Source organism: Planctomycetaceae bacterium (genome assembly GCA_039680605.1).
In the GTDB taxonomy this organism is placed as follows: Bacteria; Planctomycetota; Phycisphaerae; order SM23-33; family SM23-33; genus JAJFUU01.
In genome coordinates this window covers 279,959-294,431 of sequence record JBDKTA010000004.1, presented here as the reverse complement: position 1 = coordinate 294,431, position 14,473 = coordinate 279,959, and the positions used below count along the sequence as shown (strand labels likewise).

10 protein-coding genes are annotated in these 14,473 nt (G+C 63.5%); all 10 read right to left on the bottom strand.

Annotated features, from left to right (window positions below; all coding sequences use genetic code 11):
* Positions 1–144 precede the first annotated feature (144 nt).
* Positions 145–1,293 (bottom strand): uroporphyrinogen decarboxylase family protein, encoded by a 1,149-nt coding sequence (locus ABFD92_01480; protein MEN6503185.1) that lies wholly within the window; start codon positions 1,291–1,293, stop codon positions 145–147.
* A 139-nt stretch (positions 1,294–1,432) separates the two neighbouring features.
* Positions 1,433–2,848: a glutamate synthase subunit beta gene (locus tag ABFD92_01475; GenBank protein MEN6503184.1), complete on the bottom strand. Its 1,416-nt coding sequence runs from the start codon at positions 2,846–2,848 to the stop codon at positions 1,433–1,435.
* Entirely contained in the window at positions 2,841–7,397 is a 4,557-nt protein-coding gene (gltB, locus tag ABFD92_01470) for a glutamate synthase large subunit (GenBank protein MEN6503183.1), read from the bottom strand. Before gltB ends, ABFD92_01475 begins: the two co-directional genes overlap by 8 nt.
* Positions 7,398–7,618: 221 nt before the next feature.
* Positions 7,619–9,031: a type I glutamate--ammonia ligase gene (gene glnA / locus ABFD92_01465; protein ID MEN6503182.1), complete on the bottom strand. Its 1,413-nt coding sequence runs from the start codon at positions 9,029–9,031 to the stop codon at positions 7,619–7,621.
* A 593-nt stretch (positions 9,032–9,624) separates the two neighbouring features.
* Positions 9,625–10,476, bottom strand: a complete 852-nt coding sequence (locus ABFD92_01460; GenBank protein ID MEN6503181.1) for a hypothetical protein — start codon at positions 10,474–10,476, stop codon at positions 9,625–9,627.
* A gap of 48 nt (positions 10,477–10,524) precedes the next feature.
* A complete protein-coding gene (gene trpA / locus ABFD92_01455; protein ID MEN6503180.1) occupies positions 10,525–11,346 on the bottom strand; it encodes a tryptophan synthase subunit alpha in 822 nt (273 codons plus the stop codon).
* A gap of 85 nt (positions 11,347–11,431) precedes the next feature.
* Positions 11,432–11,872 (bottom strand): hypothetical protein, encoded by a 441-nt coding sequence (locus ABFD92_01450; GenBank protein ID MEN6503179.1) that lies wholly within the window; start codon positions 11,870–11,872, stop codon positions 11,432–11,434.
* The gene (locus tag ABFD92_01445; GenBank protein ID MEN6503178.1) at positions 11,847–12,395 is read right to left on the bottom strand and encodes a nucleotidyltransferase domain-containing protein; all 549 of its coding nucleotides are present in this window, start codon (positions 12,393–12,395) and stop codon (positions 11,847–11,849) included. Before ABFD92_01445 ends, ABFD92_01450 begins: the two co-directional genes overlap by 26 nt.
* 183 nt (positions 12,396–12,578) lie before the next feature.
* Positions 12,579–13,007 carry a GxxExxY protein gene (locus tag ABFD92_01440; protein MEN6503177.1) on the bottom strand — a complete coding sequence of 143 codons (429 nt, stop codon included), beginning with the start codon at positions 13,005–13,007 and terminating at the stop codon, positions 12,579–12,581.
* A gap of 153 nt (positions 13,008–13,160) precedes the next feature.
* Positions 13,161–14,393, bottom strand: coding sequence for a tryptophan synthase subunit beta (gene trpB / locus ABFD92_01435; protein MEN6503176.1), 1,233 nt, complete (start codon positions 14,391–14,393; stop codon positions 13,161–13,163).
* Between the last annotated feature and the right edge of the window lie 80 nt (positions 14,394–14,473).

Sequence of the window (14,473 nt, the reverse complement as noted above, 5' to 3'; positions counted from 1 at the left end):
GCTGATCGGATCCAAAACAAGTGAAAAGACCCTTTGGGGTAGCAGAATGCCGCCATTGCACCGCCATTCCTGCACAAATCGACCGAAAATAATCTGCATAAATCTATAACTGCGGAAGTTGGGCTAAGGCTGCCGCACTCCACATTACGCCTGCGGCGTCCCATGCCAGCCGTGGTCGAGGCATGCGCGGTACATCGCCGCCAGGTTCGCCTCACTCACGCGCGGGGGCAAGTTGTTGGCCTCTCGCAGAACAAAGCGGCCGCCTTCCTTGATACCGGAGTTGAGGATCCCCGCCGTGCGCGCGTAGACGGCCTCGCTCGTGCCGTGCAGCAGCAGTCCGACCTCCGGCCCGCCGAGGATCTCGACGTCCGGCCCCAGTTCCCTGCGCAGCGCGCCGTGGTCGACGGGAAAGCCCGTGTCGAACGATCGCACGTTCAGTTCGCTCGCGATGACGCCGAAGTGCCGCGTCGCGTCGCCGCAGAGATGGATGCCGTGCGGACCCCCGCCGCTCCACTGGGCGTACCACTGCCGGTGCAGCGGCAGCAGGAACTGGCGGTACATGGTGCCGGAAATCAGTTGGATCGAATCGTCGGCGAAGAACCCGCCCGCGGCCGCGAAGGGGTTTAGGCCGAACTTCTCGTTCAAGGTGTTGTTGCGGATGACGACCGCGCGGCCGATGAAGTCCAGCAGACGCCGCACGTAGGGCGGGTCCTCATAGAAGTCGCTGTACAACTCCCCGCCGCGCAGGCACGTGGCGATGGTCAGATGGCCGTCGAAGCCCATCGCCGGGGCGGCCACGCCCAGTTGCACGCCGTGATACGACATGCCCGCGACGGCGGCCTTCATGTTGTCATAGAGTTGCAGACGCCGGCGGATGAACGGATTGTCCAGCGGGTGGTCGAGGTCGACGGAGAATATCTTCTCCTTGTCCGTCCCGGCCAGGATCGGCTGGGTGTCGGGCACTTCGTCGTCGCGATAGTGGATCGGACAGCCGAAGTACAACGAGTCGTAGCTGTTCATCGCGTCGACATAGAAGCTCCACGCGGCCGGCCGCCCGGTGGGATCGTCGCAGTAGTTGTTCAGAAACTGGGCCTTGTACTCCAGCAGGCCAAGCTGCGACTCGATCATCGCATCGGCCCGCGTGAAGTAATCTTCAAACGTGATCCCGTGCGGGTTCCACGCCGGATCAAGCACCACCACGCGCGGATTGGCCCCATACGTGACTGGCACGCGAACAGGCGTGCGCGCCCGATACGCCCGCAATACTTCGGCTTTCTGATCGTTGGTCGGCATGGCCGCACTGTACGCTCGCCCCCGCGCGGTGTAAAGCCATGTGGAGGCTATATGGAGTGCGGCAGCCTTAGCTGCCGCTTTGGAAGTTTCTGGAATCCGACAACTCTTAAAGCGGCAGCTACGGCTGCCGCACTCCATATTACGGGCGGAGGTATTTGTCGACGGCGGCGGCGGTTTCTCGGCCGCTGGCGATGGCTCGGACCACCAGCGAGGCGCCGGACTGGGCGTCGCCGGCGGCATAGACGCCCGGGACGCTGGTGGCGCAGTTGGCGATCTTCACGTTGCCGCGCTCGTCGAGCTGGCAGCCGAGGTCTTCCACCAGGCCGCTGTGTTCGACGTGTACGAAGCCCATCGCGATGAGCACCAGGTCGGCGGCCTGGGTGAAGTTCGTGCCGGGCACTTCCTTCATGTCCCATCGCCCGCCCTTGTGCGTCCAGGCGACCTCGATGCCGTGCAGCTCGCGCACGGTCTCGCCGATGCCGCTGAGGCGCTTGGTCAGCACGCACCAGCGTCGGGTGCAGCCTTCTTCGTGGCTGGACGAGGTGCGCAGGATCCGCGGCCACGTCGGCCAGGGCGTGTCGGACGGGCGGCGGCGCGGCGGCTGGGGGAGGATCTCGTACTGGTGAATCTCGCGGGCGCCCTGGCGGCGGGCGGTTCCGACGCAGTCGCTGCCGGTGTCGCCGCCGCCGATGACCACCACCACGCGCCCCTTGGCCGAGATGATGTCGCCGTCGACGATCTCGCCGCTGTTGATGCGGTTCTGCTGAGCGAGGTACTCCATCGCCAGGTGTACGTTCTCGAGCCCGCGACCGGGCACGTCCAGTTCTCGCGGGCGACCGGCCCCCATCGTCAGCACGATAGCCTGGAAGCGGTTGCGCAGGTACTTGCCCGAGAGATCTTCACCGATGACGGCGTTGCACTGGAACTCGACGCCCTCGGCCTTCATCTGCTCGATGCGGCGGTCGAGAATGCGCTTGTCGAGCTTGAAGTCGGGAATACCGTACCGCAGCAGCCCGCCGGGGCGGGCGTCTTTCTCGAACACCACCACGTCGTGACCCATGCGGGCCAGTTGCTGGGCGGCCGCCAGGCCCGCCGGCCCGCTGCCGATCACGGCGACGCGCTGCCCGCTCTTGACGGCGGCGGGCATGGGCTTGATCCAGCCCTGCTCCCAGCCGCGCTCGGCGATCTGCAGTTCGATGTGCTTGATGAGCACCGCGTCGTCATTGATGTTGAGCGTGCAGGAGGCCTCGCACGGCGCCGGGCAGATGCGCCCGGTGATCTCGGGGAAGTTGTTCGTCGAGTGCAGGATCTCCAGCGCCTCGGCCCAGCGGTTCTGGTAAACCAGGTCGTTGAACTCGGGAATGCGGTTGCCCAGCGGGCAGCCGGCGCCGTGGCAGAACGGGATGCCGCAGTCCATGCAACGCGCCGCCTGCGTGCGCAGGGCCTCCTCGTCCAGGGGCAGATCGATCTCGAAGAAATCTTTCACCCGCTGCCCGACGGGGCGATGCGGCACGTCCTGACGCTGGTATTCGGTGAATCCGGTCGGCTTACCCATGGTACACCTCCTCGGTGGCGGGCTCGTACTCGCCGCCGCGGGCCTGACGCTCCTTGAGGCGTTCCAGGGCTTTGCGATAGTCCAGCGGCATGACCTTCACGAAGCTGCCGATGACCTGCTCCCAGTTGGCCAGCAGGTCGGCCGCGCGGCGGCTGGCGGTCAGCGCCTGGTGCCGCTCGATCAAACTCTTGAGCAACTGCACGTCTTCGTCCAGATAGACCGTCTCGAGGTCAACGGTGTCGAGGTTGCACAGCGTGTCGAACAACTGGTGCTCGTCGAGCACGTAGGCGATCCCCCCGCTCATGCCAGCCGCGAAGTTGCGCCCCGTCTGACCAAGCACCACCACGCGACCGCCGGTCATGTACTCGCAACCGTGGTCGCCCAACCCTTCTACGACGGCCACCGCCCCGCTGTTGCGGACGGCGAAGCGTTCGCCGGCCATCCCGTTGATGAACGCCTGCCCGCTGGTGGCGCCGTAGAGCAGCGTGTTGCCGACGATGATGTTGCGGTGGGGCTCAAAGGGCGAGCCGGCCGGCGTCTGCACGATGATGCGCCCGCCGCTGAGGCCCTTGCCCAGATAGTCGTTGCTGTCGCCGATGAGCTTGAGCGTGATGCCCGGCGCCAAAAACGCCCCGAAGCTCTGGCCGGCCGAGCCTGTGAACGTGCAGGTGATGGTGTCTTCCGGCAGACCGGCGGCGCCGTGGGCCTTGTTCACGCGGTTGCTCAGAATCGTGCCGACCGTGCGGTGTACGTTGCGGATGGGCCTCTCGATGACCACCTTCTGCTTATTCTCCAGGGCGGGCTTGGCCTGGGCGATGATCTGCCAGTCCAGGTGGTCGCCGAGGTGGTCGGTCTGCTTTCGCGTCAGTCGCAGCGGCACCTCGGGCCCGACGGCGGGCTTGGCGAAGATCGCCGAGAAGTCCAGCCCGCGGGCCTTCCAGTGGTCCAGGGCCTTTCGCGTGTCGAGGTACTGCGTCTGTCCGATGAGGTCTTCGACCTTCCGCACGCCCAGTTCGGCCATGATGCGCCGCACTTCATGGGCGACAAACATCATGTACCGCTGCACGTGCTCGGGCTTTCCGGCGAAGCGGCTTCGCAGGGCGGGGTCCTGCGTGGCCACGCCCACCGGGCAGGTGCCCAGGTGGCATTTTCGCATCAGGACGCAGCCCATCGAGACCAGGGCCGCCGTGCCGAAACCGAACTGCTCGGCTCCCAGCAGCGCCGCGATCACCACGTCGCGCCCGGTCTTCATCTGCCCGTCGGCCTGAACGCGGATGCGGTCGCGCAGGCCGTTGAGCACGAGGGTCTGCTGCGTTTCGGCCAGCCCGAGCTCCCAGGGGCATCCGGCGTGTTTGATCGACGACAGCGGGCTCGAGCCCGTGCCGCCGTCGTGGCCGGAGATCAGCACCTCGTCGGCGTTGCCCTTGGCGACGCCGGCGGCGATGGTGCCCACGCCGACCTCGCTGACGAGCTTGACCGAGACCTTCACGCCGGGATTGCTGCACTTGAGGTCGTAGATCAACTGCGCGAGGTCTTCGATCGAGTAGATGTCATGGTGCGGCGGCGGGCTGATCAGCGAGACCCCCGGCGTCGAGTGGCGCAGGCGGGCGATCTCGTCGGTGACCTTGTGCCCGGGCAGGTGTCCGCCCTCGCCGGGCTTGGCGCCCTGGGCCATCTTGATCTGAATCTCCCGCGCGTGGGCGAGGTAGTCGATCGTCACGCCGAACCGCGCGCTGGCGACCTGCTTGATGGCGCAGTTGCGGCTGTCGCCGTTGGGCTCGGGCGTGTAGCGCTTGGGGTCTTCGCCGCCCTCGCCGGTGTTGCTCATGGCGCCCAGGCGGTTCATCGCCACGGCCATGCACTCGTGGGCCTCTTTGGAGATCGACCCGTGCGACATCGCCCCGGTGCAGAAGCGTTTGACGATTTCCTCGGCCGGCTCGACGTCCTCCAGGGGGATGGGGGATTGGCCTTTGAAGTCGAACAACCCGCGCAGCGTGCAGAGGCCCTTGCTCTGGTCGTTGATCGCCCGGGCGTAGTCGTCGTAGGCCTTGGCGTCGTCGGCGACGACGGCGTGCTGGAGGCGGCTGACCGAGTGCGGGTTCCACAGGTGCTGCTCGCCGTCCTTGCGGAAGTGGTACTCGCCGCCGTACTCGAGGGGCAGCTCGGCCGGGGCGGCCGGCTCGTACGCCTTGTTGTGGCGGCGCAACGTTTCGGTGGCGATCTCGCCCAGCCCCACCCCGCCGATGCGCGAGGCGGTGCCGGTGAAGTACGTCTCGATCACGTCGCGTGCCAGGCCGATGGCCTCGAAGAGCTGGGCCGAGCGGTAGCTGCGCAGCGTCGAGATGCCCATCTTCGAGATCGTCTTGAGGATGCCCTTCTTGATCGCGGCGATGTAGTTGTCGACGATCTGGACCGGCTCGAGGTCCTCGCCCAGCTCGCCGCGGTGGCGCATGTAGTTGAGGGCCTCGAACGCCAGGTGCGGATTGATCGCGTTGGCGCCGTAGCCGCACAGCAGGCAGAAGTGCGCCACCTCGCGCGGTTCGCAGCTTTCGATGATCAGCCCGGCCTCGCCGCGGAGCTTGCGTCGCAGGAGGCCCTGATGCACCGCCGAGGTCGCCAGCAGGATGGGGATCGGCGCGCGGCGGGCGGTGGTCTCGCGGTCGGAGATCACCAGCAGGCTGGCGCCGAGGCGGATCTCCTCCTCGGCGGCATTGATCAGGTCGTCCAGCCCTCGCCGCAGGGCGGCGGCGGGGTCGGCGTCGTCGGCGTCGAAGTGGGCGTAGATGGTCGCCACCTTGAAGTCGGCGCGCTTGACGGTCCGCAGGCGCCGCATGTCTTCGTTGGTCAGGATCGGGTGGGGCAGCTTGAGCTGGCAGCAGTGCTCGGGCGTCTCTTCAAGCAGGTTGCGGCGCTGGCCGGTGTAGAGCATCAGGCTCATCACCAGGCCCTCGCGCAGCGGGTCGATCGGCGGGTTGGTCACCTGCGCAAAGAGCTGCTTGAAGTACGCAAACAGGCTCTTGGGCTGGTTCGACAGCACCGCCAGCGGCGTGTCGGTGCCCATCGAGCCGATGGGCTCCTGGGCGTTGACGGCCATCGGCGTCAGCACCATGCGCAGCTCTTCGCGCGTGTAGCCGAAGGCCTTCATCGCCCGGACGAGCTGGTCCATGTCGGCCGGTTCGCCCTGGGCGGCGTCGAAGAGGCCTCGCAGTTCGATGCGGTTGTCGTCGAGCCAGCGGCGGTAGGGCTTGCTGCGGGCGATCTTGCTCTTGATCTCGTTGTCGGTGACGATGCGTCCTTCCTGGGTGTCGACCAGGAACATGCGTCCGGGCTGAAGTCGGCCCTTGGTCTGGATCTTCTCGGGCGGGAAGTCGATCACGCCGGTCTCGCTGGCCAGCACCACCAGCCCGTCGGTCGTCACGACGTAGCGGCAGGGGCGCAGCCCGTTGCGGTCGAGCGTTCCGCCGACGACGCGCCCGTCGGTGAAGACCATCGCCGCCGGTCCGTCCCAGGGCTCCATGATGGCCGAGTGGAACTCGTAGAACGCGCGCTTGTCGGTGCTGATGTGGTACCGCGCGCCGAAGGCCTCGGGGATCATCATCATCATCGCGTGGGGCAGCGGCCGGCCGGCGCGAGTGAGCATCTCCAGCACGTTGTCGAACTGGGCCGAGTCGCTGCCGCCCTCGGCCAGCACGGGCAGCAGGTCGCTCAGGTCGTCGCCCAGCAGCGGCGAGGCCATTTTCGTTTCACGGGCGCGCATGTGGTTGCGGTTGCCCGAGAGGGTGTTGATCTCGCCGTTGTGCGCCAGGCAGCGGAAGGGCTGGGCCAGCGTCCAGCTCGGGAAGGTGTTGGTGCTGTAGCGCTGGTGGACGATCGCCAGGGCGGTGGTCATCGCCGGCTCGGCCAGGTCCGGGTAGTACGCGAAGAGCTGGTGGGCCATGAACATGCCCTTGTAGACCAGCGTCTGGGCGGAGAAGGAGCAGATGTAGAACTCGCTGTCGGGCCCGAACCGCTCGCGCGTGAGGCGCTCGACGCGCTTGCGCGCCATGAAGCACTTGCGCTCGAGGGCCTCCCCCTCCAGGCCCGCCGTGTCGGTGAAGAACTGCCGCACCCCCGGCTCGCTCGATCGGGCGATCTGACCCAGGCAGCTATTGTCGGCAGGGACCGTGCGCCAGCCCAACACCTTGAGCCCGTAGTGCGCCAGACCCTGGGCGACGATGTTTTCCCAGACGGCGTTGGAGTCGCCGCTGTCGCGCGAGACGAACGCCATGCCCACCGCCCAGGCGTTGTCGCGAGGCAGCGCCACGCCCGCCGCCGCGGCGGCCTTGGGCAGAAACTCCCGCGGAACCTGCATGAGGATCCCCGCCCCGTCGCCGGTGACCTCGTCGCTGCCGGCCGCCCCGCGATGGTGCAGGTTGAGCAGGATCTGCCTGCCGTAGTCGATGATCGCGTGCTCGCGGCGGCCGTTAATGTTCACCACCGCGCCGATCCCGCACGAGTCATGCTCGTTGGCGGGGTCGTAAAGTCCCTGGGCTTTCTGAGGCCTCAACATCGTTTGCCGAACCATCCTTTCCATTCGTACGCCGCACGCTGTCGCCGGATCGGGCCGGGCCGCCTATTGTAGCGGTTTTGCCCGAAACGCAAACACTCGCTGCGCCAGCATACGAAATCGTCTGCCCGCGAATTCGTTTGCCTCGGCCTTTCCCGGTGGCACGGGCTTTCCAGCCTGTGAGGTCTGCAGCGGGAAGCCACAGCCTGGAAAGGCTGTGCCACTTAACTGTCGTAGTACATGTGGAACTCGTGCGGGTGTGGGCGCAGCGCCATCGGAGCGATCTCCTTCTCGCGCTTCCACGTGATCCACGCCTCGATGAGGTCCTTGCTGAACACCTTGCCCTTGAGCAGGAACGCGTGATCCTTCTCCAGCGCCGCGATCGACTCTTCCAGCGAACCGGGCACCTTGGGGATCGTGTCGAGTTCCTTCTTGCTCAACTCGTAGATGTTCTTGTCCAGCGGCTCGCCCGGGTCGATCTTGTTCTGGATGCCGTCGATCACGGCCATCAGCATCGCCGACCAGGCCAGGTACCCGTTGGCCGTCGGGTCCGGGCAGCGGAACTCCAGGCGCTTGGCCTTGGGGTTCTTGGAGTACATCGGAATCCGCAGCGACGCCGAGCGGTTTCGGGCCGACATCACCAGGTTCACCGGCGCCTCGAAGCCCGGAACCAGGCGGCGGTACGAGTTGGTCGTCGGGGCGGCAATCGCCAGCAGCGCCGGGGCGTGCCGCAGCAGCCCGCCCGCCGCGTACAGCGCCATGTCCGACAGCCCGGCGTACTTCTTGCCGGCGAACAGGGGCTTGCCGCCCTTCCAGATCGAAATGTGCGTGTGCATGCCGCTGCCGTTGTCTTCGAAGATCGGCTTGGGCATGAACGTGACCGTCTTGCCGTGACGCTTGGCGACGTTCTTGATGATGTACTTGTACCACATGAACTGATCGCACATCTTGGTCAGCTCGTCGAACTTCATGTCGATTTCGCTCTGGCCTGCCGTGGCGACCTCGTGATGGTGCGCCTCGACCTTGATGCCGACCTTCATCATCTCATGCACCATCTCGCCGCGAAGGTCGTGAAACGTGTCGGTCGGGCTGACCGGAAAGTACCCGCCCTTGAAACTGGGTTTATAGCCGAGGTTGGGCTCCTCGAATCGCGCGGTGTTCCAGGCGCCTTCGGACGAGTCGATCTGGTAGTAGCCGGTGTGCTGGTTCTGCTCGTAGCGCACCTCGTCGAAGATGAAGAACTCGGCCTCGGGGCCCAGGAAGCACGTGTCGCCGATGCCGGTCTCCTTGAGCCACGCCGCCGCCCGCTTGGCCACGTGGCGCGGGTCGCGCGAGTAGTCCTCGCGCGTCTCGGGGTCGACGATATTGGCGATCACGCTGACGGTCGGCCGCGCGAAAAACGGATCGAGCACCGCCGTGTTCGGGTCGCAGACGGCCATCATGTCCGACTTGTGGATCTCCTGCCACCCGCGGATAGACGAGCCGTCGAAGCCCAGACCCTCTTCAAAGACGCTCTCGTTGATGGTGGCGATGGGATAGGAACAGTGCTGCCACGTGCCGAGCATGTCGACGAACTTGAGGTCCATCATCTCGGCTTTGTTCTTCCTGGCGAACTCGAAAAACTCTTTGGGCGTCATGTTCGTCTCCTGACTTTCGGGTCGGGGAGAGCAGGATTGCACGGATTCAGGGGATTAAGAGGATTGGGAAAAGACGGAGCAAAGAGACGGGACACGTCTTCGTCTTCCATCATCTCTTTGTTCTTAATCCTCTTAATCTTTTCCCAATCCGCGCAATCCCGCACTCTTTCTTTTCCGGCGTCGGGCGGACAAAAAAGCCGGGGAGACTGTCGAACGCGCCGCAGGCAGCCTGTCGGCCCAGCGCCACGGTAATTCGACAGCCCCCCAGCCCAACGCACTCCATCATGCATCCAGCAGCCTCGCATCCACTGCAGAGACACCGGTGGCCTGCCAAGATATAAAGCATGGAACGTGCCAGATACCCATTGTTAACATAAGAATCTATTTATCAATAACTTAAAACGACTTGTTTTATATGAGGTGGCTGCATTTTGTTACATACTTGTCGCGATTTCGGCGGATTGGCTACATTATTGTAGTCAGCGACAAGATTGGACTCAGACGCGCCGGGTGCGATGGCGGCCGTTTATCAGCCGCCATGCTCCAGGGCAGGCACAGACATGGCGGCCGCCAGCGTCGCACTGAAGGCGACGCTACTGGGAAATGCTATACGCCTTGTCCAAGACCATCTTGATGAGACCCACGTGTTTAGGAAGATCTTCCGGCTTGAGACGGATTCTCAGAGCTCCCCACTTATAGCTCATAAGATCCAAGCCGGCTTCATCCAACTGGCCTGAGAGCGATTCGTCCTTTGGTAACCTGACGTTCAGCCGGAGATGGGACTTGTTCAATTCACACCAGATAAAGTTGTTCGTGATCCCACCCTTGGCCATCCCGATATAAAACTTGTTGTACTTGAAGTTGAATGCCGGATCGGTCTCGTTCACAATGCCCAAGATGCGGTCTGCCAATTCCATGATGGTTTTGGGGGTGCGTTTTTCCCAATAAGCCCGGTCTGTGACCACTATATCTTCATCCTCATCAACAACACCCAAACTCCGTTCGTCGAGGACCTTTGTGAAATTGAGCCCGATCCCTCCGTCGGCCTTGATTGCCGTCATTTGAAGGGCAACTAGGGGGATTGTTCCGTTGAACAGGTTAATGACATTGAGAAACCTGCTTGTGATATCTTCCGCCACAATAACTGCACAATGCTCATACTGCGGGTAGCGATTCCTTTCGATATCCCAGTACTCAATCGTCCCGATGATATGCGTTTCATCCGTGGCTCCTAATTGAATCTCCACTTCATAGCGTTTGTCGTCGCTGTCTTGAAGCAACAGATCGAGTCTTCCGGCTCGCGGCTGAGGGCGTTCTTTGTCCCGAAGGACCAAATCGCCTAAGCCCAGGATTGCCGGGTCATCTGCTATGACCTTCTGAATCCAAGCCTCGTTGAGTTCAGAGTGGTTCTTCAAGGACACCGTCTCAAGTTTGACATGTTTCATAGAGGCCTCTTAATTTCCGCATCTTCATGAGAATGTCTTCACCGCGTGTTATCTGGCACCGGCCGCTCCGGCCAGAAGTTCGGCTACGAAGTTGCCGATGTCTTTGACCAGCGTTTGCGGGTGGTCAGCCGTCCGCTTGGCGATCTGGGCCACGATGGCCGAGCCGACAATCGCGCCGTCGGCGGCCTTGCAGACCTCGGACACCATCTCCGGCGAGGAGATGCCGAATCCCACGCAGATGGGGGTGTCGGTCTTGGTCTTGAGCTCGGCCACTGCCGCCAGCGTCGCCGCAGGCAAAGCGGTGCGGGCCCCGGTGATGCCGGCTACCGACATGTAGTAGACGAACCCGGTGCTGGAGCGGGCGATCTGCTCGCGGCGTTCAGCCGTCGAGGTCGGGGCCACCAGCATGATGCAGCACAGCCCGTGCGACGCCGCCACCGGCTGAACCTTCAACGCCTCCTCCAGCGGCAGGTCGGGGATCAACAGCGCGTCGAACCCAGCCTCTGCCGCCGCGGCCGAAAACCCCTCATACCCGCGGCGATAGACAATCGAGTCGCTGACCATCGCCACCAAGGCCATCTTGCCCCCGCCCTTGCGATAGGCCTTGACCATCTCGAATATCCCCTCGCACGTGACCCCGCCCTCAAGCGCGTGATAATACGAGGACTGAATGGTCGGCCCATCCGCGATGGAGTCCGAGAACGGAAACCCGATCTCGCAGACCGCCACCCCGCGGGCCTCGATCTCCGCCAGCAGCGCCCCGGTCGTCTTCAGGTCCGGAAACCCCGCCGTCAGAAACGGCACCATCGTGCGCTTGCCAGAGGCACGCAGGGCGGCAAAACTCTTTGCCAGTCGATTGTCGTTGCTCATGTCCGCCACTATACCCGCAGGCGGGAGGGCATTTCCAATTTCCAATTGGCAATTTCCGATGGGGAGTGCAGGGTCAGGGGGCGCCCTAGAGAAGCAAATGGGGGTAGTTAGTGGCGATCCATTCTTCTGTGGCCTGCCGTACGCTCTGCGCCGCCTGAATGACCTCAACCACTTCCTGATCGGAAACAGCGCCAACGCGTTCGTATCCGGTCAGATTGCGTTTCTTGCGGAAAGCGTCGTGCTTGCGGATAACCTTGGCATCCAGCCCCACCGTGAGTGCCAGCGACTGGAGAACTCGAAAATGGTGCGCGTCACGAGTAGCACGATATCCTGCCGCCGCCAGTGCGGCTGTGGCTGTCTGCAAGAGAGCGTTGTACGCGATGTTGAATCGCCAGTCAGCGCTCAAGCCTTCGGACTGGCAGTCCTTGAGGTCCCGGTCTGCTACAGCCAGCAGATCAATGATCTCCTGCGGGCTCGACTGGTGCTCCGTGAGCCAACCGTTATTTTGCCAGTCCTGCAAGGTCATTGGCATCTCCTACTATGAATATCTTGGGTCCCTTCATGACGGCGTGAAGGAAGTGGTGCCCTGAGGCCATCTTGGTTTTGAATTCAGTCGGCGAGAAAACCGTTGGATTGACTTCTCGGGTCAATTCATCCTGCGCCGGACCCACAGCGGCAACAACCCGGGCGAACGACACATTACCGACCACCATCAAGTCCACGTCGCTGGAAGCCCCGGCCGTGCCGGCGGCCTGCGAACCATATACAAAGGCGACTGCAATGCGCCTTGCCAGTGGTTTGAGCGCCTCGGCAAGCACGTCGGCCATTCCGGATGTCTTACGAACGATCCCTCTCAGTTCCGGGCCGATGGGACAATTTGCCGCCGCCTGATAGTACGTACGGTTTCCGTCGCGCGTGGAAGTTACGATGCCGCAGGCTGCCAGCCCCGTCAACTCGCGGCGGACGCTGCCGATGGCGCAACCGGTTCGGCGGACCACGTCCCGCAGGTGCCAGCGCCGCTGAGGGTCGCGTAGAATCAGCGTCAGCACAGCGCTGCGCACGCGAGGAAACAACCAGATGATCGCTTGTCCCTGTGATGTTCTCATTATGCGCACAATTGTGCGCCTAAAGCGCACAGGCATCAAGGCAATTTTTCAGGATCCAAAACAAACCAACTGCCGGGACGGGGCGGGGACGCGGAGGGACGACACTGAGAGACACAACGTTTGCGCCTAGAGGATAACGCGTTTTAGCCCCTTCGCCAGCGTCGGCTGATTGAAGTTCATCAGCAGCCCAATTCGTTTGCCAGAGGCTTTCAGTATGCTCCTCAATTGGGCTACATGGATAGCAGCCAAGGCTTCGACGGATTTCAGTTCAAGAACAACTTGATCGTCGACGAGCAAGTCCAGGCGGTGCTGTCCGACAAGGAAGCCCTTGTAATACACATCGAAGCTCTTCTGCCGTTCGACAACGCGGCCGCGCGACTCCAGCTCGATCACCAACGCGTTTTCATATATCTGTTCAAGGTATCCTGGCCCCAGCTTTCGATGCACATAAATAGCCGCCGCAATGACAGCGTTGGTCAGTTCCTGCAACGGATACTCGTCTGCACCAAACTGCCTGCCACCCTTATTTTGATTCATACCCGCGTCGTCATTCATTCTCATTCCCCTTGCTCAGCAATCTCCATATTCTGCGCGGCTTTCTTCATCCTTGTCATTCTTCTTGTCTCTTTTGTCTTTCTTCTCTTCTTCTCTCTTCTCTTCTTCCCACCTCTGTCCCTCAGCGTCTCTACGTCGTCCCTCCCCTCCCCGTCATCTCTGTCCCTCAGCGTCTCTGTGTCGTCCCTCCCCTCCCCGTTGCTTGAGGATCTCGGCGATCTCGTTGCAGTCTTTGTCGCCGCGGCCGCTCAGGTTTACCAGGAGGATCTTGTCCTTGCCCATCTTGGGGGCCATCTTGACGGCGTGGGCGACGGCGTGGGCGGACTCCAGTGCCGGGATGATGCCCTCGCTGCGGGCCAGGGCCACCACGGCGTCCAGGGCTTCGTCGTCGCGAACGGAGACGTACTCGACTCGCCCGATTTCTTTCCAGTACGAGTGCTCGGGTCCCACGCCGGGATAGTCCAGGCCAGCCGAGATGCTGTGGACAGGCGCCGTCTGCCCGTCGGGGTCCTGCAGCACATAGCTGAGCGAGCCGTGCAGCACGCCGGGCTTTCCGGCGCCGAGGCTGGCGGCGTGGTCGCCGAGGTTGGGCCCGCGCCCGCCGGCTTCGACGCCCACCATCGCCACCTGCGCGTCGTTGATCATGGGGGCGAAGATGCCCGCGGCGTTGGACCCGCCGCCGACGCAGGCGACCACGGCGTCGGGCAGGCGGCCTTCCATCTCAAGCATCTGCCGCCGTGCCTCGCGCCCGATGCAGCTCTGAAACTCGCGGACCATCACCGGGAACGGGTGCGGGCCCACGACCGAGCCGATGATGTAGTGGGTGTCCTCGACGCTGGACATCCAGTCGCGCATCGCGGCGTTGGTGGCGTCCTTGAGCGTGCGCTGGCCGGAGTCGACGGGCACGACCCGCGCGCCCATAAGCTCCATGCGAAAGACGTTCAGCGCCTGGCGGCGGATGTCCTCGGTGCCCATGTACACGTCGCAGGCCAGGCCGAACACCGCCGCGGCCGTGGCGGTCGCCACGCCGTGCTGTCCGGCGCCGGTCTCGGCGATGACGCGTTTCTTGCCCATCCGCAGCGTCAGCAGCCCCTGGCCGAGGGTGTTGTTGATCTTGTGCGCGCCGGTGTGGTTCATGTCCTCGCGCTTGAGGTAGATTCTCGCCCCGCCGAGTTGCTCGCTGAGGCGGCGGCAGAAGTACAACTCGCTGGGTCGCCCGGCGATCTGGCGCAGACAGCGGTCCAGTTCCGCGGTAAAGGTCGCGTCGGCCATGGCGCCGTTGAACTGCTCTTCGAGTTGGCGTACGGCCTTGATGAGCGTCTCGGGCACGAACTGCCCGCCGAAGGCGCCGATGTAGCCTCGGTCGTCAGGGTGGTCTTGAATCATGTGGGGCCTGTCCTTATCATGGCGTTTGACCTATCCTACAGCAAAGGCGGCTGCTGCAACAAGCGCCGCCCCGGGCGGGG

Bases quoted from the DNA above. Each gene is read 5' to 3' on its own strand.
- ABFD92_01480 (MEN6503185.1), bottom strand. From the start codon at position 1,293: ATGCCGACCAACGATCAGAAAGCCGAAGTATTGCGGGCGTATCGGGCG.
- ABFD92_01475 (MEN6503184.1), bottom strand. From the start codon at position 2,848: ATGGGTAAGCCGACCGGATTCACCGAATACCAGCGTCAGGACGTGCCG.
- gltB (MEN6503183.1), bottom strand. From the start codon at position 7,397: ATGTTGAGGCCTCAGAAAGCCCAGGGACTTTACGACCCCGCCAACGAG.
- glnA (MEN6503182.1), bottom strand. From the start codon at position 9,031: ATGACGCCCAAAGAGTTTTTCGAGTTCGCCAGGAAGAACAAAGCCGAG.
- ABFD92_01460 (MEN6503181.1), bottom strand. From the start codon at position 10,476: ATGAAACATGTCAAACTTGAGACGGTGTCCTTGAAGAACCACTCTGAA.
- trpA (MEN6503180.1), bottom strand. From the start codon at position 11,346: ATGAGCAACGACAATCGACTGGCAAAGAGTTTTGCCGCCCTGCGTGCC.
- ABFD92_01450 (MEN6503179.1), bottom strand. From the start codon at position 11,872: ATGACCTTGCAGGACTGGCAAAATAACGGTTGGCTCACGGAGCACCAG.
- ABFD92_01440 (MEN6503177.1), bottom strand. From the start codon at position 13,007: ATGAATGACGACGCGGGTATGAATCAAAATAAGGGTGGCAGGCAGTTT.
- trpB (MEN6503176.1), bottom strand. From the start codon at position 14,393: ATGATTCAAGACCACCCTGACGACCGAGGCTACATCGGCGCCTTCGGC.